The organism is Micrococcus terreus (assembly GCF_900116905.1).
GTDB lineage: Bacteria > Actinomycetota > Actinomycetes > Actinomycetales > Micrococcaceae > Citricoccus > Citricoccus terreus.
In genome coordinates, this window is the sequence record NZ_FPCG01000008.1 from 29,385 (window position 1) to 54,862 (window position 25,478).

The following is a 25,478-nucleotide window of genomic DNA, read 5'->3' on the forward strand; positions in this document are numbered from 1 at the left end:
CGGCGGCTCACCACAGGCCTTCGAAGCGCGCGGACACGCCGTCGCCCAGGTCCGCGATGTCCCCGTCCAGCAGCATGATCTGCTCACCCTGGCCCAGGCGGCGCGGCGGGCGACCCTCCCGGATCAGCACGGTGCCGTTGGTGGCCTTGAGGTCCTTGAGCTGGACATGCCAGCCCTCCAGGACGACCTCGCAGTGGTTGCGGGAGATGTCCCCGTGGGGGCTGCGCACCTGGATCATCCGCGGCATGGTGCCCGGACCCACCCGGTGGGCCTGCGGCTGACGTCCGATCACCACGGGACGGTCCAGCTCGATCACCTCTCCGGTGGACATGCGCATCCGCCCCAGGGAGGGCCGGCGCACCTGCGCGGCCTCTCCGTCCAGGGTCTGTCCGCACACCGCGCACTGGCTGGTGGTGGGCGGGTTGGCATGCCCTTCCGAGCAGGAGCGCGCGAGCACCATGGGCCCGGTGGCGGGCGGGGCGGGTGCCGCTTGGGCAGGGGGCAAAGGGGCAGTCCCGACGTCAGCCAGGTCACCGAGGTCTGACTTCATCACGGTGTGCCCGTCATGGTCGGCCTCGTCCAGACCGTCCGAGCCCTGGGGACCCGGGGGCATGGCGGGTGACGCCGGTGGTGCGGACGGAGCGGGCGGGACGGATGCCGAGCCGGGGCTCATCACGGTGTCGGCGTCGTCCGGGTCTTGGGATGGGGCCGGGGCCGGTGCGGGGACACTGAGCACGGTGTCCTGATCGTCGGCGTCCTGATCATCAGCGTCCTCGCCCGGGGCTGCACCGTTCTCGCCACCGGCGCCGGTCTCGGAGGTGTCCCCGGAGCCGTCGTGGTCGGGGCGGACCGTCTGGTCGAGATCGGCGGGCATCTCCAGCAGTTCGGGGACCTGGGTGGCTGCATCGTCCGGGTCCTCAGTCTGACCTGGTGCCGGGTCGAGCTGGGTGGCCTGGCGGGCGGCGGCCAGCCACGGCACGGAGTCGATCAGCTCCTGCGGCCCGGGGACCGTGGTGCGCGAGGCCTCCTGCTGCGCCTGCTGCCCGGCGGGCGAGATCACCGTGTGCTCGTCGTCGGGGTCGTCCTGAGCCTCCGGAGCCGAGACCTCGCCTGGACCGTCTGGAGCGTCTAGGTCGTCGCTGTCGTCGCTGTCGTCGCTGTCGTCGCGATCATCCTGGGCGGGCTCATCCTCGGGATCGACCGGCGCCACGGCGGTGTCCGCGTCCCGGAGAGTGGACGTCTCATCGGCCTGCTCGTCAGCGGACTCGCGGCTGTCAGCGGAGTCCTCGACGGGCTCCTCAGCGATCTCCGCGTCATCGCCAGCCTCCGGTGCCGGTGTGGTCTCCGGTTCAGCCGCTGGCTCGAGCTCCACCTCCACCGGTTCCGGCGCCGACTCCGGTTCCACGTCCGGCTCCGGTTCCAGAACCGGTTCTGAGTCCGGCTCGGACTCCGCCTCGGACTCCGCCTCCTCTGCCGGCGCGGACTCGGTCTCGGATTCCGGGGCCGGCTCCGGATCGCGCTGCGGCGGGGCCGGCTCGGACACGAGCAGGGGGGCGGTGGCCGGAGCCCGCGTCCCCACTCCCCCGCTCACGCCGCCCACCGCCTCAGCCGCGGGCTGTGCAGACGGTGCGTGGCCGTCGTCGGGAAGGTCTGCCTCCAGGGCGCTCAGACGCACCGCGCCCTGCAGCAGCGGGAGGGTCTCGGAGTGGAACTCGTCCTCGTCCACGGCGAACCGCAGTGCCGTGACGCCGCCGAGCATCCGCTCGTTCCAGGTGGCCACACCGGTGCCCCGCAGGGTCTGCTCGGTGCCGTCGGCCAGGGTCACCTGCAGGCTGACCGGACCGCGCAGGATCGAGTGGACCTCACCGCCGCGGAAGGCCACCAGTGCGAAGGAGGGCAGACCGGTCAGGTCCAGGCGCCCGGAGAGGATCGTGGCCAGCAGCCGGTCCACACCTGGCGTCTCTGCCATCAGGTCCCAGACGATCGCGGCCGTCTCCTCGCTGGCGTCCGCAGGGAGGGCCACCAGGCAGTCGCCCCGCACCATGCCCAGCCAGGGTCCGGCCGAGTAGCGGATCAGGGTGGAGTCGCTCATGAGGGGGCCTCCGTGGGCGTGCTGGTCGGTGCGACCTCATGGTCGCGGGGTCGAGTGGTGCCACGTTCCTCGCCATCGCGCGGGGAGGTGTCATTCCGATCCGACTCGGCGGCAGAGTCCTCCACATCCACCACGACGACGGTGATGTTGTCCCGGCCGCCCCCGCGCAGGGCCAGGCCGATCAGCCCGTCCACCGCATCCTGGGCGGTGTGACGGGATTGCAGCTCCTGCCGGATCCGCTCGTCCTCCACCTCGGTGGTGAGTCCGTCCGAGCAGATCATCAGGCGGTCCCCGTCATGCACCGGGAGCATCCAGAAGTCCGCGTCCGGGGCCTCCCCGGTGCCCAGGGCACGCGTGATGACATGGCGCCGAGGGTGGTGCTGGGCCTCGGCCTGGGAGATGTACCCGCGGTCCACCATCTCCTGGACCTCAGAATGATCCACGCTGACCTGGCTGAACTCGTCCTCGGAGAGGCGGTAGACCCGCGAGTCCCCCACGTTGAAGACCATCCAGTACAGGCCCTGGTGCTCCCTGACGATCGCCACTCCGGCCAGGGTGGTCCCGGCACGGGCCCCGGAGGCCTCCCGGATCGCCTCATCGGCGCGCACCATCAGGTGCTGCAGGTCCTCGGCCGTGAGGTCGTCCTGGACCTCCTTCACACCAGCGGCCAGGGTCTCCACGCAGATGCGGCTGGCGACCTCACCGGCCTCGTGTCCGCCCATGCCGTCCGCCACGGCGAAGAGGTTCCCCGTCACCACCAGGGAGTCCTCGTTGAGCTGACGGCGCAGCCCACGGTGCGAGCCGAACCCGTAGTTCAGCCGGAAGGGACGCGGTGCCGCTGCTTCGCCTGTCATGCAGCAGCCACCGTGAAGTGGCGGTCACCGAAGTGCACCGTGGCCCCAGGGGCGGCCAGGACCGGCTGTCCCGGTTCGAGCCGCTGACGCTCGCCGCCCTTCGGGGTGAGAGCCGATCCGTTGGTGGAATTGCGGTCCGTGACCCAGACACCGGAGGAGTCCACGGTCAGGTGCAGATGGGTCTTGGACACCGAACGCCCCATGTCCGCGAAGGGGATCAGCTCATCGACGGTCTCCCCGGCTGCTCCGGCGGGGTTGCGTCCCACCAGCACGACCCCGGAGATCGTATGGACCTGTCCGTCGTCGAAGGTCAGCTTCATGGCGCGCGGCCGGGCGACCTCGCTGCGCAGCTGGGTGCTTCCCATCTCACGGTCCGGATCCGCGTCGACGGGATCGGCCGCGCCGCCCACCATCACGACCTGCCCGTCCTGGAAGCCGGTGGAGCTCCCGGACCGGGCCGGAGCATCCTGGGACGGCTGCGGTGGGGCGGCGACCGGGTTCTGCGGAGCAGCCGGGGCCGGCGTGGATGCAGGGGCCGGCTGGGCCGCCGGGCGCCCGGGGACCGCCGTGATGGGTCCGTCGGCCACAGCGGCATTGAACTCGGGCCAGCGTGATCCGGCCGGCACCGCCTCCGTGCCGGTGTCCGGGTGGCCGGGCTGCCCCGGCTGGAGCATGCCGCCGGGAGCGAACGTGGATGGGCCGAACAGCCCGCCGGTGGTCAGCGGGTTCCGTCCGGCCTTCACGTCCACCACGAGCGTGTGTGCGACCTTGTCGTGCCAGCCCTGGCGCTGATGATGCGGGTCCCAGATGTTGGAGATCATCATCAGGATCGATCCCACCACCGGGACCAGGCCGCTCAGAGCGATGATCAGCCCGCGCAGGAAGATCGCGCCCCAACCGGCCGGCATTCCGTCCTCCGAGGTGGTGCGGATGCCCATGATCAGGTTGCCGGGGGTCTTCCCGGCGGTGGCCTCCCAGCCCCACAGCCACACGGTGTAGGCCAGCGAGACCACGGAGGCGCCCAACAGGGCCATCCAGAAGGTGAAGAGGGCGTCGTCCTGGGCGCTGCCGGCGGTCTCCAGCACCTCCGGCAGGGTGATGCCGGTGGCCAGGCCCACGGCCAGCGCGGGTACGATCCGGTCGATCAGCCAGGCCGCCAGTCGTTTCCCGGCCGTGGCGTTGACCAGATTGAGCGTCTTCTGCACGGTGTCCTGTCCCGTCCTGTTCCTGGTGCTGCGATCGTCGAAAGTGGTGCGGCTGGGTCAGTCCCGGCCGGAGGTGTCCGGTCCAGTCGCCGTGTCCGTGGCCTGCTGGTCCACTGTACGGACCTCCGAGCCGCCTCCGCCACGCCGTGTGGCTCGGGCGGCACGTTCCAGGGCACGGCGCTGCTCGCGGGCCTCGGCTCGGCTCTGCCGTGCAGCGTCCCGCTCGCGCCGGCGCTGGGCCTGCTTGAGCTGGCGCCGGTGCTTGGCCTCCACCATGAGTGAGCGCGGCGAGTACTTGGCCCGGAGCCGTCTCCAGCCGGACACCGATCCGCGCATGTCCTGCACCTGGGACTCCACCATGGTCCAGTAGTCGGCGACCTGCGCCTCGGTCGGCTCGTCCGGACCGAACACGGCTGCGTCGGCCCGCCGGGCCAGCAGCGTGGTGCCGGCAGCCGCCGGGAAGGTGCTGCTCAGCGCCCCGGCGTGCTCCTTCCGGGTGCCGGAGCGCAGGGGCTCGGCGCCCAGATCGGTGGCGTAGCTCATCACCTCGGACCAACCGCCGGAGACCTGGTCGGACGGGGTCTGGGCCTGGCGGCGGCGCTTGCGGCGGCGCAGTTTGAGCCAGGCGATGATCAGCAGCGGGATCAACAGGATCAGCAGCGGGATCAGCGAGTAGATGATCGCCCGGATCAGTTCGCCCCAGATCTCCCAGAAGTCCCGTTCACGCTGTTCTGCATCCTGGGGCTCCGGCGCGGTGTCCGGGGGCAGGTCGGCCTGCTCCTGCGGCGGGGGCGGGGGCTGCAGCACCTGAGGCTTGGGTGTGGACTTGGGCTCCTGCTGGGGCGGCGTGGGCTCGTTGTCCTTGTCCGGGGTGGGGTCCAGCGGCACCCATCCGATGTTCCCGAAGTGGACCTCCACCCAGGCGTGCACGTCCTTGCCCTTGATCTGCACCGGGCCGCCGTCGGCCGGCAGGTTCTCGGGGTAGAAGCCCATCACCACGCGTGCGGGGATGTCCAGGGACCGGGCCATCAGGGCCATCGCCACGGCGTACTGTTCGTCGTCGCCGATCATCTGTTCGGCATCGAGCAGCGCCGAGATCCGGCCCGCGTAGTGCCCGGAGAGCGAGGTGACCTCTCCCTCACGTCCATTGGAGAAGGCACCGGACTCGTGCAGCGTGGAAGCCAGTCCGCTGACCCGTTCCCAGGGCTGCTGGCGGTCGCCCACCAGTTCCTGGGCGCGTTCGGGGACGATCTGCGGGACGTTGAGCAGCTCGGGCATCACGATCCGCCCGAAGTCCTGCCCCTCGAGCTCACCGGAGTCGATCTGCACAGGGAAGACCACATCGGCCACGTACGAGTCCCCCTCCTGCAGCGGGATCGTGGACAGCGCGGTCTCGTTCTCGTCGTTGTAGTACAGGCTGCGGGAGAGCTGGTCGGCTCGAGGACCGGAGGCCTCCAGGCCGCGCAGCCGCCCGCCGCCGGGCAGCCAGACGCCCTCGTAGCCTTCGATCGTCACCTCCAGGGTGCCGGCCTGCCGGTGCTCGGGCAGGTTCTCGTCGGTCCCGGTGAGCCGGGAGGCGTCTCCCACGGGCGAGAAGTTGCCTCCGGCCATCGGATTCACGTTGTAGACCATGCCGTCGTAGGCGTCCAGAGCCGCCAGGCGCACTCGTTGGCCCTCACCCAGTCCGTCCACGGTGAACAGCACGGTCTCGTGCTCGTCCTTGACGTACTGACGGAACTTCATCAGCGGGCTGGGGTAGTCGAAGAGCTCGATCGGCGGCTCCACCACATCGCGCAGCACCCGCCGGTCCTCGGCCTGGGTGAGCAGAGGTGCGGCCGCCGCAGTCAGCAGGGTGGCCACGGCCAGCACCGCCGCTCCCATGCCCACGCGGCGCAGCAGCAGCCGGCGTGCCGACTCCGGGCTGGAGACGGTGGCGGTGTCCTCCTGGACGCGGGTGCCCCGGGTGCGCATCATGTGCCGCCGCCAGGCCAGCCAGGCCACGGTGGCCATGACCAGCACGGTGCCCCGCAGCAGCGGCATGGGGGCGTCCTTGGTGCCGAACATGATCCCGACCACGAACATCACGGTGATCGGCAGCACGGTCCAGTACGGCTGTTTCACCCGCCAGGCCAGCAGGCCGGCCACCAGGGCGGTCACCAGACCGGACAGATAGGGAGCCACCAGCATTCCGCCGTGCACCCCCACCGGGGCGGCCACGGTCAGGATGTCCTTCCAGGTGGTCACCGGCCCCAGGGCCAGCACCTGCAGGGCTGGCAGGGAGGGGAGGAATCCTGCTGCGGCCTCGAGAGGCGCAGCCAGGGCCGAGCCGAAGAGCAGGTACCCGACGACGGTCAGGCCGGCGGTGAGCCAGGCGTTCAGCCGCCAGTGAGCCGAGGCCACGGCGATGGCCAGTCCCAGCACGATCCCGCCGAGGCCGGCGACGAGGTACCGGATGTCGCCACCGAACGTGGCGTGGAAGCCCAGCAGGCCCAGGGTGAGCAGCACCAGCAGGACGGCGGCGTCCATGCCCACATGGGACCAGGGCTGGCGCAGTCCGCTCTCTCTGCGCGCCATCATGCTGCCGCCTTCCTCAGGGCCAGGCCCAGGTCCTGCAGGTCCCCGACCGAGACGACGGTCAGGTCCCCGATGTTCGCGCGGGAGGTCTCCACACCGTGGGCACACCGGATGGCGAAGGCACGCACTCCGGGAGGCACGTGGTTGGTGGCCTTGCGCAGATCCGTGGCGGTGGGCTGGTCTCCGGTGATCAGGAAGAACACGGAGGCGTTGGGCACGTTGTCAGCGGTGGACCGGGCCACGTCGATGCTGGTCTCCCGCAGGACCTTGCCCTCCACCCGGGTCAGGTCATCGAGCATGTTCCGTCCCGTCTCGGTGTGCACCGGCCCGGCGTGGGTGCGGATGGAGAGGTTGCGTTGCTCCTTGAAGGCCTCCAGTCCGATCGAGGCGGCCACGGACACGGCGAGCTCGAAGTCGTGGTCGGTGGCGTACTCCGCGGTGTTGGTGGACAGGGCGATCGCCAGGTGGGCCCGGCGGGTCTCCTCGAACTGGCGGACCATGAGCTTGTTCGTGCGGGCCACGGTCTTCCAGTGGATGTGACGGCGGTCGTCCCCGGGAACGTAGTCCCGCAGGGCGTGGAAGGAGACGTCGGCACTGGAGAGGTCCTTGGTGGGCAGGCCCTCGAGATCGCGGATGAACCCGGCCGAGGAGCCCTGCAGGGCCACCGTGCGGGGGTGCACATAGAGGTCTTCAGGATCGGTCCACTCCAGCTGGCGGCGCAGCAGCCCGAGCGGATCCTGCCGCACCGAACGGACCGGCCCGACGACGATGACCGCGCGCCGGTGCGTCGGGATCGTGAACAGGTCCTCGTGCGTGGCCGCTGCACGCATGCGGGGCAGCTGGAACACCGCGGTGGCCCGGCCCACGGGCAGCTCCATGGCGGCTGGCATCAGGGTGCGGTCGGAGGAATTGGTGACTTCGATCCCGCCCACGGCGCGGTCTCCCACGGCCACGCGGGTCCGGGCCAAGTCCAGGCGCACCTGGTAGGCCGAACGGCCCAGGATGAACCCGATGCCCATCAGCAGCAGCAGCACGCCCATGAATCCGGCGATGCGTGCCTCGACCCATCCCAGGGCCAGCCCGGCGATCCAGGCGCAGACGGTGATGACGATGACCAGCCAGCCGAGCGGGCTGATGATGGACAGCGCCGGGCGCCCGGTGGCCCTCCACCAGCCCTGGGTCGATTCCCGTGCCGGTGCGGTGGCCACGCTCCCCCACTCGGAGAACTCTCGCCAGAGCTGTTTGGGGTGGGTGCGCACGCGGGCTGCCCGGCGCTCACCCGAACGCTGGCTGCGGTTGGTCGAGTCCGATGTGGGCCGCTGTGCCGGATCCGGGGTCGGACCGGGTCCAGGCGCGGCCGTGCCGGGTGCGGACTGTTCAGTGGACATGGATGCGCTGATCCTCAGGACTCAGTGGTTCCGGCGGAGGCCGGCGCCGCGGAACGCTGCTGCGGTGCAGGGACCTGGGCGAGGACTCGAGTGATCACCGCAGGCGCGGTGGCGCCGGCGAACTCGGCCTCCGGGTCCAGCACGAGTCGGTGGGTCCACACATGCGGGACCAGGTCCTTGACGTCGTCGGGAAGCACATAGTTCCGCCCCTGGGAGGCGGCCCAGACCTTGGCGGCGCGCACCATGGCCATGGCACCGCGCACCGAGACGCCGAGGCGGGTCTCATCGGCCTCACGGGTCTTCTCCGCCAGTTCGGCGATGTAGTCCAGCACCGCTCCGTCCACGTGGACCGTGGTCCCCAGATCGATCATGTCCCGCACCGCCTGAGTGGTGATGATGGGGCTGAGCGCACCGGAGCGGTCCTTGGTGGCGGCACCGGAGAGCAGCTCGACCGTGGAGCTGCGGTCCGGGTAGCCGATCGAGGTCTTGATCAGGAAACGGTCCAGCTGAGCCTCGGGCAGCTTGTAGGTGCCCGCCTGCTCGATGGGGTTCTGGGTGGCGATGACCATGAAGGGACGCTCGTTGGCGTGGGTGATGCCGTCCACGGTGACCCGGCCCTCCTCCATGACCTCGAGCAATGCCGACTGGGTCTTGGGTGAGGCACGGTTGATCTCATCGGCCAGGACGATGTTGGCGAAGATCGGGCCCTTGTGGAACTCGAACTCCTGGGTCTTCTGGTCGTAGATCGTCACACCGGTCACGTCCGAGGGCAGCAGGTCAGGGGTGAACTGGATGCGGGAGTGAGTCCCCTTGACGGTGGCCGCCAGCGACCGGGCGAGCATGGTCTTGCCGGTGCCCGGTGCATCCTCGAGCAGCACGTGGCCGTCGGTGAGCATGGAGGTGAGCACCAGGGCGATCACGTTCTCCTTGCCCAGGATGGCCTGGCCGACGTTGTCCGAGATCTTCTCGAACGTCCCGGCGAACCATTCGGCCTGTTCGGTGGTCATGGTCATGGTGCGATGTCCCTCTGTTCGTGCTGTTCGTGGTCAAGGTCGAGTGGGGGTCGTGTCAGCGCGGCGGCGCGGTCGTCCTGGTCACCAGGGGCTGCGGATCTCGTTGGACTTCACGCCGTTGATGACCACCCAGAGCCGATCAACGTAGTCGCCTTCGATCATGCAGCCGGTGGAACCGGAGAACGAACCATTGGAGCCCACCCGGATGCTATTGGCGGTGGAGAAGCGGTAGTCCTGGTTCGGGTACCTCCAGGAGTTGTGGTACCAGCATTCGACCGTATAGGTCCCCGGGTCCATGTTCTGCACGGTCGCGTTGATCACCGAGCAGCCCAGGTCACCTGAGCACTGGCCCGGACGATCGATCGGGGCACCCCGGGAGATCCGCACGCTCGGCGGAGTGGGCGGCGGCGGGGCCGGGTCGGAGGTGGCGCTGGCTGTCCAGGACCGGGTCTGCCCGGCGCTGTCCTTGGCGGTGACCGTGATGGTGCGCTGGGTGTCGTGCCCCACCTTCACCGACTGAGAGCCGTCATTCGGCGTGCTGGAACCGTTGACGGAGACCGAGAGTGTCACCGGACGGCCGTTCGCATAGGCGTCGGCACTCGAGTTCCAGGAAAAGTCGACCTTCTCCTTCCCGCCGGTCGCCCGCACGTTGGCGGCGTCCCGCAGGGGCCCGTAGGCACTGTCCTGGTTGGACACCGCCGAGGGGTCGCCGGCACCGGCGGCGTTGATCGCCCGGACCCTCACCGTGACGTTGGTGCCGTTGCCGCCCACGTTCACGCTGGCCCCAGACCCTCCTGGGAAGGCTTGCCAGGACCCGCCGCTGACCGAGTACTGGTACCCGGTGATGGGTGAGCCGTTGGCCGAGCCTGCGGTGAAGTCCACCGTGAGCTCGTTGTTGCGTCCGGTGGCCGTCAGCTTCGGTGTCCCCGGTGCCTTCGGCCGGCCGTAGGGCGTGACCGCGGTGGAGCGTGCCGAGGCCTCCGAGGAGCCGACGCGGTTGGTGGCGATCACGGCGAAGGAGTACGCCGAAGTCGTCTTCAGATCGGTGACCTGCTGGGAGGTCCCGCTGATGCCGCGGATCGTGCGCACCAGGGTGCCTCCCTCGAAGACCTGAAGGTCGTACCCGGTGATGGTGGCGCCGTTGGCGTTCGGTACCGTCCAGCTGACATTGGCCACGCCACCGTTCACCGCGGACTCAGCACGGGAGGCCGAGGGCGCCAGCGGGCGCATGGGCTTGCCGGCAGGGGTCACGGACGAGGACCAGCCGGAGAACTCCGACGGGCGGTCAGCATCGTTCACGGCCTGCACCCGGAACTGGTAGGCCGTGCCGTTGACCAGACCGTCCCAGCTCAGTGAGGTGCCGCCGGTCTGCCGCTGGGTGATCCCGTTCGGCGGGGCCGGGGAGATCTCCACCGTATAGGCGGTGATGGGTGAGCCGCGGTTCACCGGCGGGGTCCAGGTCAGGTCCACCTTCCGGTCTCCGTCGGTACCCCGCGGCGGCGCGGGCTGCTCCGGCTCCACATCCGGACGGGCTGGCGCCGAGGCCGCAGAGGGCTCGGATTCGCCGACGTCGTTGGTGGCGGTGACGGTGAAGGTGTACTCGGTGTTGTTGGTCAGCCCGCTGATGGTGCAGGTGGTGGCCGGGCACGCCTGGTTCACCCCGGAAGCCTTGACGGTGTAGCCGGTGATGGGTGATCCGTTGTTCGCCGGGGCATCCCAGGTCAGCACGACCTGACCGTCCGAGACGGACTCCACGCGAGGCACACCCGGGGCATCCGGGCGACCCTTCACGTTCAGGGTGACCATGCCGGTGACATCACGGGCCGGATCCATGGAGGCATCGCCCACTGTGTACTGCACGCGCATCTGACCGACATAGTCCTCACCCGGGGTGATGACCAGGCTGGACCCGGAGACCTCGGCCACGCCCTGTCCTTCGGCCATGTCCGCCGCGAGCAGCCGCAGCGGACCGACGTCCTCGAAGAAGTTGCGATCGTTGGCCAGCACATCGACCGTCACCGGCTCACCCTGGCGGGCCTCCGCCACGGTGTCCGGATTGGCGATCGTCAGCGGACGGTCCGAGGCGTTGACGGTGACCGTCACCTGGGCGTTGACCGGATCGGACTTGCCGTCGGTCACGGAGACCGGCAGGTTGCCGCGGCTGCCCTTGGGCGTGTCGGCATCGGCCTGAACGGTCAGGATCGAGCCCTCCAGCGAGGCGCTCACCCCCTCCAGCTCCTGCTCTCCGAGGGCGAACTCGAGCAGCTCGTTGTCACCGGGATCGGGGTCGTTGGCGGCCTGGCGCAGATCCAGCCGGGCGGGATCGCCGCCGGCCGAGACCTCGAGGGTGTTGGACTGCAGGGTCGGGGGCTTGTTCTCCTCGGGACGCGGCAGCACGCGGATGGGCTGGGTCAGCACGGACTTGAGCCCCTCGGGGTCGTCCGGCCCGCTGCCGTCGGTGACCTCGAAGGTGACGGAGGCGGCACCGGCGTAGTCATCGGCGGAGGTGAACGTGAGCTCGGTGGCCGAACCGACCAGGGATCCCTGCGACTGCGGGGAGGAGGTGACCCGAGACTCATCGGTGATCCGGGGCGAGCGCCCGTCCCGGACCACGACCAGATCAGACAGCGCCATGGTCAGGGTCTCCCCCGCCATGATCTCCAGGGGCGTGTCCGAGGCCAGGGCCGGACGAGCCTCTCCCGCACCGGGAACCACCACGAAGCCGTAGGTTCTCAGATCGTCCACGTCGGTGAGCTGGTAGGTGATCACCTGCGGGTTGGAGGTCACCGGCACCACCAGCTGGCGATCATCGGTCAGCTCCACGCCGTCCGGTGCGTCCGGCAGGGAGACCTGCAGGTCCTCCACGGTGCCGTCCGGGTCCTCGTCGTTCTTGAGGATCTCCACGGTGACCTCATCACGGTCCACGGTCTCCTGGAAGGACACCCGGTCGTCGCGGGCGATCGGCGCGCGCAGCGGCGCCTCGGGGTCGGACTCCACGGTCAGTGTGGCCGTGTCCTGTCCACCTCGGCCATCGGTGATCTTGTAGGTGACCGAGACGAAGCCGGGCTCGGCGGGAGCGGTGAGCAGGATGCGGCCGTCCACCAGGGCGGCGTCGGAGCCCTCAGAGGCCTCCAGCCAGTCCACGAAGCTGAGCTCGTCGCCATCGGCGTCGGTGTCGTTGGAGAGCACGTCCACCGCCACGGGGCGGTCCGGGCGGACGCGGATGGAGTCGTTGACGGCCACCGGCGGGGTGTTGCGTGAGGAGACCGGTGCGATGCCCACCTGGATGGTGCCCACAGCACGGGCGCCCAGCCGGTCCTCGACCACATAGCTGAACGAGTCCGTCCCGGAGCTGCCCTCGGAGGCGGAGTACTCGATGGAGTCGGCGGTGACCTTGGCGGTGCCCTGCGTGGGCGGGGTCTCCAGCTGGACCAGGGAGACGGAGTCCCCGTCCGGGTCGATCCCGTTCAGCGGGATCGGGACCGCCACGGTGTTGCCGGCAAACACGCGGGCCTCCACGCGTTCGGGGGCCGGCGGGGAGTTGTTCTCCAGGTCCTCCGGCTGGATGTGGAACGTCACCCGGGCCGAGGCCTCCTGCCCGTCCGGACCGGAGACGGTGTACACCGCGGAGACGGTCTTGGCCTCCTGTCCGGCGCGGAAGCGGATGGTGTCGTCGGCCACGGAGATCAGGCCGTCCTCCGCGTCCACGGTCTCGGCCAGCTCCGGCTCCAGGGTCAGCTCGGCCCCATTGGGATGGACGTCGTTCTCCAGGACAGGAACCGTCACCACATCACCGGCACGGACCACGGCGGTGTCCGGGTTGGGACGGGGCGGCTCCAGCTTCTCGGGGGCGGGGATCGGAATCACCGTCACCTCGCCCACCGAGGTCGCCGACCCGTTGGTGACCGTGTAGGTGAAGGTCAACGGCTCGCGCAGACCCTGCTGATCGGTGACCCGGATCAAGGCATTGCGTTCCACGGCCACGGTCACCGGGGACTCCTCCGGCAGGCTCACCTGCTGCACCACCAGCACGCCTCCAGCGGGATCGGAGTCGTTGCCCAGGACATTGACGAGCACGTCCTCGTTGGCCGGCAGCAGAGCGACGTCCCGCACGGCCACGGGGGCGCCGGTGTTCTTCTCCGGGTCCTTGACGTCCACCCGGACCAGCCCGGGAGCCGAGGCCGGGCCGTTGGTGGCCACGTACTTCAGGTAGTGGGTCTTCTCCTGGTCTCCCCGGAAGGTGACCGTGCCGGTGTCGGCGTTCAGGGAGACGTCGGCGTCATTGGGCTGGTCCACGTGGGCCAGCCGCAGGGAGGTGCCGGTGGGGTCGAAGTCGTTGGTGAGCGGGGAGAACTGGGCCTCCTCTCCCACGTTGACCGTCACGTGGTCGGTGGCCGTCACCGGTGGAGCGGAGCCGCGCGGCAGCACCTCGACCATGACGCGCCCGGTGGTGGACTCGCGCCGGTCTGAGACGGAGACCTCCAGCTCCTTCATCCCCGTGGTCTTCCCGACGTCCTCGAAGGTGAGGACGCCGTCCGGGCGGACACGGACCACGTCGCCGTCCTCGGACGTGGCGCCGAGCAGCTGAAGGTCGTCCCCATCCGGGTCACGCCAGTCCGTGAGGATGTTCTGGGAGACCTCGGTGCCGGCCTGGACCCGCAGGGTGGTGACCCGTTCCTGCTTCGGCGGGGTGTTCTCGTCCTCGGGCACCACGCGCAGGTTGACCCGTGCGTCGTCGGTGCCGGTGCGTCCGTCATCGGCACGGTAGGTGAAGCTGGCCCGCCCCGTGGCGTCGTCGGGGACCACGATCTGGAAACCGGTGCCGTCATAGATGGGCTGGACGGTGCCCAGCTCAGGCTGGTCCCCGCGCAGCGTGGCGGTGAGCAGGTCGCCGTCCGGGTCCACGTCGTTGAACAGCACGGGCAGCGCGGTGGTGCGCCCGGCCCGCACGCCGAAGCTGTCATCCCGGGCGATCGGCTTCTGGTTCTCCTCCTGACGGTCAGGCAGCTCGATGGCGTCGGTGACCTCGTCGGACTCCTCTTCCTCCTGCTCGCCCTCGCCCTTGGGCGGTTCCAGATCGGCCCAGTTGTTCACGATCTTCATCGCGTCCTGCACCAGCCAGGTGTTGCCCTCGTTGATGTCGTTGAGCACCACCACGTCCCGGTTCACCCGGAACACCAGCTGGGCTTCGGCAGGCAGCTCGGGGATCTGCTCGGTGGTGTCCTGGGAGTCGTCGTCGCAGTCCCGCAGATAGGTCCCGGATCCGGTCCACGCCGAGTGCGTGCAGGAGCCCACGCGCACCGGCTGGACGGGGGTGCCGGTGCTCTCCACCGGAGCGTACTGCGGCTCGCCGCCGCCCAACGGCACCAGGGCGTTCTTGTTCGCCAGGGAGATCACGGCCGAGTCGGCATCCGGACCGGGGGCCTGCAGCCTGCCTTCAGCCGGGTCGACGACGGCCGAGGAGTTCCCCTCGGAGGTCACCACGGTGCCACTGGCCGGATCGAAGACCACCGCGGTGTCCCCCACAGCGGTGATCTGCGGTTCGGTCAGGCCCTGAAGCCCGTCCACCTCGGTGTCGGCGATCTGACGGAACCCGGCAGGATCCTCACTCCCATCCTCACCGGATGCCGAGCCGTCCTGCTCAGGCGAGGAGCCGTCGTCGGGAGATCCGCCGTCTCCCACCTGCTCGGTGCCCTCCTGCTGACGCTCCTCATCGGTGAGGGGGCGGAAGCCGAGGATCCGGTTGCCGTCCAGATCGGCCACCCAGACGGAGTCGTCCCGGCCGACGGCAGAGATGACCCGTCCCTCGCCCTCGAAGATCGGCTCGGCGCCTTCGGCCGCCAGGCTGCCCAGAGCACTGGACTCGGCGGCGTAGACCCGTCCCTGGCCGGTGTCCGAGACAGCGACCATGGACTCGCCAAAGGAGAAGCTTCCGTTGGTGGGGAGCATGTTCTCGTCCGTGAGCTCGAACGCGGCTGGGTCCACGGTGGTGAGGGCGGCCTGCTCGAGGTTGCGGAGGTAGACCTGGCTGCCGTGCTGGGCGAGGTCGTACTCCGTCATGGTGGTGGTGACGCCGCCGTCCAGGGTCCCCGACTGATAGTTCAGATGGGCGACCTTGTTCTCCTGGGCGTTGACCACCCACACGCCGCCGTCATTGAGGTCCACGTCGGCGGTCTGGAAACCGGGGTACAGGACAGCACCGGTGACGGCAAGCGCCGACGCACCCACGAAGGCCGTGGTCTTGACGGTCCCGGACCGTCCTGCGAACAGACGTGCACTCAACGTATGCCCCTCGTTTCCCCTGGATTCCCGTCCTGGCCGCAGGAGACGCACGGGGATCCATCCGTGTGCAGGTCAGGACGAACACTCCGGCTGAGACGCGCCGGATCTTCGCTCCCAGTGTACCCAGGGCTGAGTCAGGCTGAGGCCGAGCGGTATGGGGAGTTCTCCCCTGCCACAGGACGGCAGTGGCGCCGATCAGGTGTCACTGCCACCCGGCGTTGGCATAGACCGCCATGCCTCCGCCCCAGGGGTCCTCCACCCCGAACGGCAACGGACCGGAGATGAAGTCGCCACCGCTGGGCTCCGTGCCAATCGAGCTGCCCGTGCAGATGGTCCCTGTGAACCGGCCTCGGCTGTCCGATGTGAACGAACTGGTCGTGTAGTACTGACTCCTCCCTGGGAAGCAGTCGAACAGGTAGCTGGTATTCGGCGGGGCGTTCTCCACGGTCAGCACTGAGCTGGTGGCCGTCACATCCCACCGGGCGCGAGGACCTGCCGGCGCGGTGGGTGTCGGCGTGGGCGTGGGGGCCGGCGCTGTCGTCGGTGGTGGCGGAGCCGGCGCTGTCGTCGGTGGTGGCGGAGCCGGTGCAGTGGTGGGCGGCGGAGGTGGCGGAGCCGGTGCAGTGGTGGGCGGCGGTGGCGGCGGAGGGGTGGGCGTGGGAGCCGGAACAGCGCGGGCCACTCCATCTCCGGTGAACGTGCGGCAGGGGGTGTCCTGCGCGCACACCGTGATCGCCAGCGTGTGCGTACCGCCGTTGGGGGAACTGACCGTGGTGGACCCGGAGTTCGCCACGGTCCGGCCGTCGGCAGTGACCTTGATGGAGGTGATCGGGCGCCCGTTGGCGTAGTCGGAGGTACGGGAGTTCCATCGGAAGGCCACCGCTCCGGTCTGCGTGGTGGAGCTGATGTTGGAGGCATCCCGAATCGGCCCGTAGGCGGTGTCCGTGGTGACTGCGGCAGATGGTTCCCCGGCTCCGATGGTGTTCAGGGCCCGCACCTGCAGTCGATAGGCGGTGCCGTTGGCTGGAACGGTGATCGCCGAGCCGCTGGCCCCGAGGGCCTGCCAACCACCGCCGTTGAGTGAGTACTGGTATCCGCTGATCCGGCTTCCGTTGGCGGCGGCTGCCGCGTAGCTGACCGTCAGCTGACGGTCCGTACCTGTGGCACGGGTGCTGACACCGGTGACAGCCTGGGGTCGACCGAACGGGGTCACCACGGCGGACCGTCCTGAGGCTGGGGAGGTCCCCACCCGGTTGGTGGCACGGACGGTGAAGGAGTAGCTGCCTCCGGGGTCCAGTCCGGTGAAACGCAGGGAGGTCGTGGCTCCTGTCACCGTGCGGGAGTCAGCCGTGGTCTGCCCCTGGTAGGCAGTGACCACATAGGACTCGATCGCCGCCCCGTGGGTCTCCGGCATGGTCCAGTCCACCTGGACCGCCCCGCCGTCCACCACGGAGGTGATGTGGGTGGCCGTGGGTGCAGCCGGGGCGGCCGGTGCGCCCGCCGGTGCCACAGCCGCAGAGAACGGCCCCCAGTCGGAGGGGTCGTCGGCATCGTTGATGGCCTGCAGCCTGAACTGATAGCGCACGCCGTTCTGCAGTCCGTCCCAGCGCAGTGCTGTGGACGGTCCGGTGGTGCGGACGGTGCCACCCCCCGGTGCCGCAGGCGAGATCTGCACTCGGTAACCGGTGATGGGGCTGCCTGGGTTCTCCGGTGGCGTCCAGGACAGGTTCACGACGGCGTCACCTGGGTCAGTCGCGGGCGCTGCGGGAGCCAGGGGGCGTACGTCTGGGGTGATGGGGGCCGACGGTGCCGACGGGTCGGATTCACCGATCGCGTTGACGGCAGTGGCGGTGAAGCGATGCTGCACTCCGTTGCTCAGTCCGGTGACCGTGCAGCTGGTGGCGGGACACTGGATGGTCCGATCTGAGGCCACCTCACGCAGCAGGTAGTGGGTGATGGGCGAGCCCTGGTCGCTGGGGGCAGACCAGCTGAGGACCGCGGTGCCGTCGTTGACGCCGTCGGCTTGGGGTACCCCGGGTATGCCGGGCACGCCGGCCACCACCACGGTGATGACCGCAGTGGAGGATCGCGCCGGGTCCCCGGAGGCGTCGCGGATCTCATAGGTGGCCCGCAGCCGCCCGGAGAAGCCTGCTGCAGGGGTGATGGCCACCTGGTCCCCCTGGACCGTGGCAGTGCCCTGGCCGGCCACCACACTGGTGGTCATCAGGCGCAGGGGCTCGTCATCCCCGGCGGGATTGATGTCGTTGGCCAGCACGTCCACCAGGACCTGCTGTCCGGCACGGGCGTCCTCCACCAGGTCGTCCACCGCTTCAGGCGGGTCCACCTCGTCGCGGATCACCGTCACCTCCACCGTGACCGGGACCGGCTCGGCGGACCCGTCCGAGACGCTGAGGCCGATCTCCTCGGTGTGGCCGGCAGACGTGTCCGGCCCGGCGCTCACCAGCAGCAGCGCGCCGGACAGGTCCGCCTGGATCTGGTCCCCGGGTTCCTCGACCCGGAAGGACAGCTCGTCCCCGTCCGGGTCCTCGGCCAGGCGTGAGAGGTCCACGGAGGTCGGCTCGGCGCCGGCGGTCACCTCGACGGCCGTGGAGCGCACTCGAGGCGGCGAGTTCTGCTCGGGACGAGGCAGCACGGTGATCGGCAGGGTCAGGGTGGAGGTCAGCCCCGTGGGGTCCTCGGCGCTGGAGCCGTCGGTGATCACCATGTTCACCGACGCCGAACCCCAGTAGTCCGCCGGTGCGGAGAAGGTCACTGCTGTGGCCGAGCCGATCTGGACCGAGGCGGTCGAGGGTGAGGCGATCACCGCGTCGTCCCGCAGCAGCCGCGGCTGGCGCCCTTCGCGGACTCCCACCAATGCTGTCAGGTCCAAGGCCAGCGATTCCCCGGCCATCACCTCGCGCGGTGTGCTGTCCAGCAGCCACGGCGGCGTGGACGAGGTTCCCGGAACGGTGATGAAGGCCGTGGCCGTTTCGCCGTCCGGATCCGTCACGCGGTACGGGATGATCTGCGGCGCATCGGTCAGCTGGATCTGGACCTGACCGGTGTCCGTGACGGAGGCGGTGGAGGCGACCCCTGAAACGGACGGGACGCTCACGGTCAGATCCTCCACAGAGCCGTCCGGGTCCTCATCATTGGCCGACACCGAGACGTCCACTGCCGTCTGACCGCGGGCCTGGTCCATGCTGATGTGGTCGTCGCGGGCGATGGGCGGCATCAGCGCAGCCTCGGGATCCACCCGCACGGACAGGGTCCCCGTGTCCGTGGCGCCCAGCGGATCGGCGATCGTGTAGCGGATGTTGAGATGGCCGGGCTGATCCGGCGCGGTGACAGCCAGGCGCCCGTCTCGCAGCTCGACCTGCACGGCGGGATCCTGGCTGGAGAATCCGCCCTCGACCAGGGCGACGGGATCCCCGTCCGGATCGGCGTCATTGCGGAGCACATCCACGGTGAACGTTCGCGCAGGTCGCACGGTGAGGGAGTCGTCCACTGCCGTGGGCGGGGTGTTGCTGGTGGGCGGCTGAGCTATGCCCACAGAGACCGTTCCCACGGACTGTGCACCCAGACGGTCCTCGGCCAGGTAGGTGAAGCTGTCCGTGCCGGTGGCCCCCTCCGAGGCGGTGTAGACCAGCTGGCCGGCATCGATCTGGACGGTGCCCTGGGCCGGCGTTCCCTCCAGGCCCGTCAGGGACACCCAGTCCCCGTCCGGATCAGTGCCTTGCAGTCGCACCGGGATCCTGACCGTCTGCCCGGCCAGCACCCGAGAGGTCACCTCCGGCAGCACGGGCGGGGAGTTGGTCTCCCGGTCCATGGGGACCACGGTGAACTGCACGCGTGCTGAGGCCTGCTGGCCATCCGGCCCGGTCACCGTGTAGGCCACCGACGTCCGTCCGGGTCGCTCCGAGGCCAGGAAAGCCACGCGACCGTCAGACACGGTGGCGAATCCATGCTCCTCAGGCACGGTCTCGGCCAGCTCCGGCTCCAGGGCCAGCTCAGCCCCCTGGGGGTGGAGGTCGTTGGCGAGCACGTCCACGCTGACCATGTCCCCCACTCGCACCACGGCGGTGTCCGCCACGGCGATCGGGGGCTGGAGGGTCTCGGGCTCTGGCAACGGGATGACGGTGATCTCGCCCCGCGTGGTGCCCTGGGCGTTGGCCACGCTGTAGTGGAGCGTCAGCGGAGCGCTGCGGGCGCCCGTGTCCACCACTCGCACGACGGAGTACCCCTCGACGGAGGCCTTGACGAGTGGCCGTGAACCGTCAGCGGTGGCGGGGACCTGGACGCCGTGGACCACCAGCACGCCTCCCCCCGGATCGGTGTCGTTGGCAGTGACGTCCACCAGGGTCTGTCCACCAGCCGGCAGCAGCGCGATGTCCCGCACGGCGATCGGCAGTCCCTCGCTGCCGTCCTGGCCCATGACATCCACTCGGATCAGTCCGGGTGTGGAGTCAGCCTCGTTGGCCGCCACATAGTCCAGGTAGTACGTCCCCGGCGTGCGTGAGGCGAAACTGACGGTCCCGGCCTCGGTGTTGAACTGGCTCTGGGTGTTCGGCGCCGTGCCCACGTAGGCCAGACGCAGGGTTCCACCGAGCGGGTCTTCATCGTTGGCCAGGGGGCGGATGACGGTCTCCTGGCCGGCCACGGCCACCACGTGGTCGGCCACGGTCACCGGTGGTGTGGCCAGGCCGTCGATCACCTTCACCTGCACGGTGCCCTGGGCTGTCTCTCGCCCGTCGGTGACGGTGATCGCGACCGTTCGCGTGCCCGTGACCCCCTGTCCGTCCTGGAAGGTCAGCTGGCCGTCCGGTCGGATCCGGACGCTGTCCGGGTCCTCGGCCACGGCATCGACGAGCCGGACGTCGTCTCCGTCCGGATCCAGCCAGTCCGTGATGACCTGGCCGGTGACGGACTGTCCCGCCCGGACGGTCAGGGTGGGCACCCGGAGCTGTTCGGGCTCTCGGTTGATCTCGTCCGGCACCACTCGCACCGTGACGGTGGCGCTGTCCTTGCCGCCCCGACCGTCATCGGCGGTGTACTCGAAGCTCGAGTCGCCGGTGGCGTCATCGGGGACCACCAGCTGGAACGCCACTCCGTCGTGGGTGCGTTGGACCTCGCCGACGCTGGGCTGGGGCCCGGTCACGGACACCGTGAGCACATCCCCATCCGGATCGGAGTCGTTCAGCAGCGTCTGGAGCGGGACGGTGCGGCCGGCGCGCACACCGAACTCGTCGCCCACGGCGACGGGGTCCCTGTTCTCCTCCCGCCGCTCGGGCGGAGCGGTGTCGCGGGTGATCTCCTCGGATTCCTCCGTGTCCCGCTCATCCTCGGACGACGGCGGTTCCAGATCCTCCCAGTTGGTCACCATGCGCATGTCCTGGGTGACGATCCACGAGGTGCCCTCCTGGACGTCGTTCAGGACCACAGCCGTGCGATTGGTGCGGAAGACCAGCTCGGCGTCAGTGGAGAGTCGGGGCACGGCTTGGAGGACGTCGTCCGTCTCATCCGGGCAGTCGCGCAGGTACGTGCCTGTGGCGGCTGACGCCGCATGGACGCACTCGCCCACCACCACGGGCTCGGCAGCGGAGGTCCGCGAGCCGGACTGGGACTGGGCCTGGGCGGGATCGGTCAGGTCGGTGGCCTGGATCTGACCGCGATCCAGCGAGACTGTCAGGTGAGTGCGCGGTCCTGTCAGGGCCACCTCCGGCCTCTCGGGGCCCGGAGCCTGGAGACGGGCTCCGCGCAGGGACTGGTCCTCCACAGATCCCCCGGGCCAGACCAGGGTGCCCCGTGAGGGGTCGAGCACGACGGCGGTCCCGCCCACCGCGGTCAGCTGCGGCTCGTCGAGGTCCGCGACTCCAGCGAGGGGCTCCGGCTCGGAGGCGACCAGGTCAGCGGCGGGCGAGTCTTCTCCGCCCGACGGGGCGAGGCGGTGCAGGGTCTGCTGCTCCACGTCCACGGCCAGCACCACTCCGTCCACCGTGGTGGTGGCCAGCACGGGACCGTCGACATTCAGCAGCGGCTCGACGCCGTCCACCTCCGGCACCGGATCCGCCCGCATCCCGAAGACCTCACCGGTCTGGGGGTTCGTGGCCGAGAGGGTTCCCCCGCCCAGCCGGAAGCCGTGGGTGGCCGGCAGGATGGCCTGTTCGGCCAACACCATGCCCGCCGGGTCCACGCGGGCCAGTACGCCGGAGGCCGGCTCGAGCAGCAGGACCTGTTCCTGGTCCTGGTGAAGTTCGTAGTCGGTGAACGGGGAGGCCAGTCCTCCGTCCAAGGTGCCGGACTGCACGTTGAGGTGGCCCACCGAGTCGTCCTGGGCAGAGGTCACCCACACACCGCCGTCATGCAGGTCCACCGTGGTGCTCTCGAATCCGGGGTACAGCACCGCCCCGGTCACCACCAGGCCGCTGACCGCAGTGAAGGTCGCGCTGGTACGCCAGGGACGTCGTCGGGATGCGCCCGGTCGCTGACCGGATGCCGCCTGTGTCCGTGGTGCCCTGCTCACGTTGCCGTACTCCCCTGCACTGGTCGCGCCCCTACGCGGTTGACCGCAGTGTAGCCGCGCCAGGTGACGTCACCGTGACGTGTGACACCGTGATGGCGGCTCAGTCCAGGACTAGGCCCTCCCCGCTGCCGCTCATCAGGATGGAGGGCCGGATCTCGCCGAAGCCACGGACCAGCCGTGGGGGCTGCGGGATGAGGATGAACCGCTCGTCATCGCCCAGGGCGGCGGCCGTCAGGGCGTCCACCAGGACGGTGCCGGGATCGGCCAGCGAGGTCAGGCGGGAGGCCAGGTTCACGGTGGGGCCGTAGATGTCCCCGAGCCGGGAGAGCACCCGGCCCCACACCAGGGAGACGCGGGCCGAGGGCAGCACCGGATCCTCGGACATGGCCCGGGCCAGGGCCAAGGAGATCTGGGCACCGGCCTCCGGGGTCTCGGCGTTGAAGAGCACCTCGTCGCCGATGGTCTTGACCAGGCGTCCGCCGCCGATCGAGATGATCTCGGCGCACTTGTTCTCGAAGCGCTGGACCATCTGGGCCAGGGTGCGCTCGTTCATCTGACGGGACAGGGAGGTGTAGGAGACCATGTCCGCGAAGCCGACGGCGCGGGCCAGGGGCAGCGGTGCGTCATCCTCGGTGCCGTCGCGCAGGTGGTCTGAGGCGGCCAGGCCGGCCTCCACCCGCACGGCCAGGCGCTGCAGTGCGGAGTTGAGCTGACGGCGGTAGGAGTAGGCCATGACCTGTTCGAGGGGCTCGACGATGCTGTTGAGCATCTGTACCACCTCGCGCCGGGCCTGGGGGTCGGTCATGCCCTGGCTGCTGATCTTGTCCTCCACCAGGGCCTCGATCTGCCAGACCACCATGCGGTCGGTCATCTGCCCGATCGAGCGGGTCAGGGAGATCGCGGTCTCCTCGTTGAGCACCCCCTGGCGGACGAGGTCGATCATGGTGTCCATGGCGGCCACGTCCTGGTCGTTGAACACCTTCTCCCCCTCCGGCACGTTGGGGAAGCCCAGGGCACGCCAGAGCTTGCGGGCGGAGACCATGGAGACGCCGAGCTCGGCGGCCATCTCACGCCGGTCCAGGGAGCGCGGTCCGCCCAGCAGCTCCTCGTCCAGCACGCGGATGGCCTGGGTCCAGGTGGCCCGTTCGGCGCCGGTCAAGGGGACGGGGTCGGTGGAGTCCGTGGTGTCGGCGGGATCGACCAGGGCGCCCAGGGACTCGTCGGCATCGGCCGGGCCGGCACTGACGGCGGGGATGGTGCCGGTGGCGATGTCCCCTACGGGCAGGTCCACGGGCACCTCCATGGGGAGGTCCAGCGGCAGCGTGCGCGGTCCGGTGGTGAACCCGTCCGGTCCGGGCTCGATCTCGGCCTCGGGCCAGTGCTCGGGATCGTGGTGCTCGTCTCGAGGCGTTCCACCGGTCATCGGGCGCTGGTCCATGTGGCCTCCTGTCGGTACGGTCCGGCGGCTCGGGCGGGGTCAGCCGTGCCGTGCGGCGGTGCGCCGTAGGGCTGGGCCTGCTGCGCGATCTGCCGGCGCAGGGTCCCCAGTTCAGCCAGGATCAGGGCGCGGAACCGTTCAGCCTCGGGCATCTCTGTGAGCACCCATCGAGTCCCGGTGGCGTGGTCCAGGAGCAGGTCCCCGGATCCGGCCCGGCGCTGCCCGCGGCGCTGCCGCACGCTCACATCCGCCAGGGAGAGCAGGTGCACGGTGCGCTCACGGGACCGTCCCCATCCGGCCCGCTGGATCACCCGGTGGGTGGTCAGCAGGGTCTTTCGCGTCAGCCACCGCACGAGTGGACGGACGGTGCCCAGCAGCAGGGCCAGGCCGGCCAGCGCCCACACCAGGGTCACCAGCCAGGGCCGGGCCTCGATCAGCGCCGGCTGTTCATGCGGACGGGCCAGCAGCCCCTGCAGGTACCCGGTGGCGGCGGCGACCAGCAGCATCCGGACCATGGGCAGGGTCAGGGCACGCGGATGGGATCGAGTGCGCACCCGCACCTGCTCCCCCGGGGCCAGCTTGACCGCCACGTCTCCTCCTGAGTGCTCCTGCCGCGTCCACCTGCCGTGTCATGCCAGGTCACCGGCCGCTTCAGCGCGGCCGCAGATGCACGACGTCGGCCGCCGAGATCTCCACTCGCCTCACCTCAGCGGGGCGCGAGGGTGCAGAGTCAGCGGACTCCTCCATCATTCCATGCTCGGGCTGTGCGTGACCTGCGCGCTCGCTGGTCGGTGCGTGACCGTCGTCGGGATGCGCTGTGCCCTGCCCCGTCTCCAGCAGCAGGGTGCCGCCCGCCCCCAGCCCGACGGCACGGCCGGTGAGGGTGGATCCGTCTGGCTGCTCGGCTCGGACCTGTTGGCCGAGAGTGGCGAGTCGGTCGGCGATGTGGCGGACGGCGGGGTGGGATCCGTCCACGGGCTCGGGCTCGTGGGCGAGGCCGTCCTGCAGCGTGTCCACAGCGGCCACCACGGCGTCGCGCAGACGCTGGGCCAGGGTGGGGCGGTCCAGGGTGGCGGCATCGGCCCACCAGTGGGTCAGATCGGCGGCGGTGGGCACGGGCGGTCCGGCGGGGCCGAAGTCCAGGTTCAGGCCGATGCCCAGCACGAGTCCGGAGCGGTCCGGCACCACGGTGGCCAGGATGCCGCTGACCTTGCGGCCGTCCTCCACCAGGACGTCATTGGGCCACTTGATCTGCGCCGGGACGCCCTGTTCACGCAGCAGATCGGTGAGGGTGGCCGCCGCGGCAAGGGTGATCCAGCTCCAGTGCGCCGGTGCGACTGTGGGACGCAGGAGCACCGAGAGGGCCAGAGCGCTGCCGGCGGGGGCCATCCACGTCCGGCCGAGCCGACCGCGGCCAGAGCGCTGGTCCGCTGTGGCCGCTGCTGCCCCGTGGGGCCACGTCTGGGGGTCCTGGGCAGCGCCGTCCAGCACCACCTGTTGCGTGGAGTCGGTGTGCTCGAGCCAGGTCAGACTGGAGTCCGGAGTCGTGTTGCTCTGCGCGTCGGTCATGTCCTCAGGTATACCCCTCGCCGCGGACCCCCAGAGGCCTGGGGGATCTCGACGGGCAGTCTGGCTGCGCCGCGCTGTGATTCCGGCGAGGACCGCAGCTCCGTCCCCGAAGGTCAGGCGTGGCGGTGGATGCACTCGGAGGCTCGGATCAACAGGGCCTGCAACGGAAGCCGGCCGAGGGAGATCAGCTGGAACTTCCAGGGGCGGTGGCGCCAGCGGCGGGCCATCACCAGATTGCCCGGGAAGACCGCCAGGAACAGCAGGGTGGCCACGCGCCCGCCGAGACGCCGGGTGGCCGGCACGGCCAGGAGTGCAGCCGTGCCCAGCTCGGCCACTCCGGAGGCGTAGGTGTAGGTGCGCGGTGAGCCCGGCAGCTTCCGCGGGATCAGCCCGTCGAAGGGGCGGGGCTTGGCGAAATGGAGTACCCCCATGCCGGTGAGAAAGGTGGACATGACGCGGGCCGAGGCGTGGGCGCGGCGCTGCTGTGAAGTCTGCATCACCTGATCCTGCCCTACCCCTGAGAATCCACCGAACTTTGTG

General features: G+C 70.1%; 12 protein-coding genes. All 12 read right to left on the minus strand.

Features of this window, described 5'->3' with window-relative positions:
• Window positions 1-7: 7 nt before the first annotated feature.
• On the minus strand, window positions 8-2,092 hold the full coding sequence (locus BM355_RS09930; protein ID WP_091697958.1) for an FHA domain-containing protein: 2,085 nt from the start codon (window positions 2,090-2,092) through the stop codon (window positions 8-10).
• On the minus strand, window positions 2,089-2,946 hold the full coding sequence (locus tag BM355_RS09935; protein ID WP_091697960.1) for a PP2C family protein-serine/threonine phosphatase: 858 nt from the start codon (window positions 2,944-2,946) through the stop codon (window positions 2,089-2,091). The genes BM355_RS09930 and BM355_RS09935 overlap by 4 nt, the downstream gene beginning before the upstream one ends.
• A complete protein-coding gene (locus BM355_RS09940) occupies window positions 2,943-4,151 on the minus strand; it encodes an RDD family protein (protein WP_091697962.1) in 1,209 nt (402 codons plus the stop codon). Before BM355_RS09940 ends, BM355_RS09935 begins: the two co-directional genes overlap by 4 nt.
• A 57-nt stretch (window positions 4,152-4,208) precedes the next feature.
• Window positions 4,209-6,728 (minus strand): transglutaminase-like domain-containing protein, encoded by a 2,520-nt coding sequence (locus tag BM355_RS09945; RefSeq protein WP_091697964.1) that lies wholly within the window; start codon window positions 6,726-6,728, stop codon window positions 4,209-4,211.
• The gene (locus BM355_RS09950) at window positions 6,725-8,113 is read right to left on the minus strand and encodes a DUF58 domain-containing protein (RefSeq protein WP_091697965.1); all 1,389 of its coding nucleotides are present in this window, start codon (window positions 8,111-8,113) and stop codon (window positions 6,725-6,727) included. The genes BM355_RS09945 and BM355_RS09950 overlap by 4 nt, the downstream gene beginning before the upstream one ends.
• A 14-nt stretch (window positions 8,114-8,127) precedes the next feature.
• Window positions 8,128-9,126, minus strand: coding sequence for an AAA family ATPase (locus BM355_RS09955; RefSeq protein ID WP_091697967.1), 999 nt, complete (start codon window positions 9,124-9,126; stop codon window positions 8,128-8,130).
• Window positions 9,127-9,207: 81 nt separating this feature from the next.
• The gene (locus BM355_RS09960) at window positions 9,208-15,408 is read right to left on the minus strand and encodes an Ig-like domain-containing protein (protein ID WP_245760732.1); all 6,201 of its coding nucleotides are present in this window, start codon (window positions 15,406-15,408) and stop codon (window positions 9,208-9,210) included.
• Between the two features lie 202 nt (window positions 15,409-15,610).
• The gene (locus tag BM355_RS09965) at window positions 15,611-21,931 is read right to left on the minus strand and encodes an Ig-like domain-containing protein (RefSeq protein ID WP_143109471.1); all 6,321 of its coding nucleotides are present in this window, start codon (window positions 21,929-21,931) and stop codon (window positions 15,611-15,613) included.
• Between the two features lie 100 nt (window positions 21,932-22,031).
• Window positions 22,032-23,369 carry an adenylate/guanylate cyclase domain-containing protein gene (locus BM355_RS09970; protein ID WP_245760733.1) on the minus strand — a complete coding sequence of 446 codons (1,338 nt, stop codon included), beginning with the start codon at window positions 23,367-23,369 and terminating at the stop codon, window positions 22,032-22,034.
• Window positions 23,351-23,959 (minus strand): PH domain-containing protein, encoded by a 609-nt coding sequence (locus BM355_RS09975; protein ID WP_091697971.1) that lies wholly within the window; start codon window positions 23,957-23,959, stop codon window positions 23,351-23,353. The genes BM355_RS09970 and BM355_RS09975 overlap by 19 nt, the downstream gene beginning before the upstream one ends.
• 61 nt (window positions 23,960-24,020) lie before the next feature.
• Window positions 24,021-24,938, minus strand: a complete 918-nt coding sequence (locus BM355_RS09980; protein ID WP_091697973.1) for a biotin--[acetyl-CoA-carboxylase] ligase — start codon at window positions 24,936-24,938, stop codon at window positions 24,021-24,023.
• 113 nt (window positions 24,939-25,051) lie between these two features.
• On the minus strand, window positions 25,052-25,435 hold the full coding sequence (locus BM355_RS09985) for a DoxX family protein (protein ID WP_177227916.1): 384 nt from the start codon (window positions 25,433-25,435) through the stop codon (window positions 25,052-25,054).
• Between the last annotated feature and the right edge of the window lie 43 nt (window positions 25,436-25,478).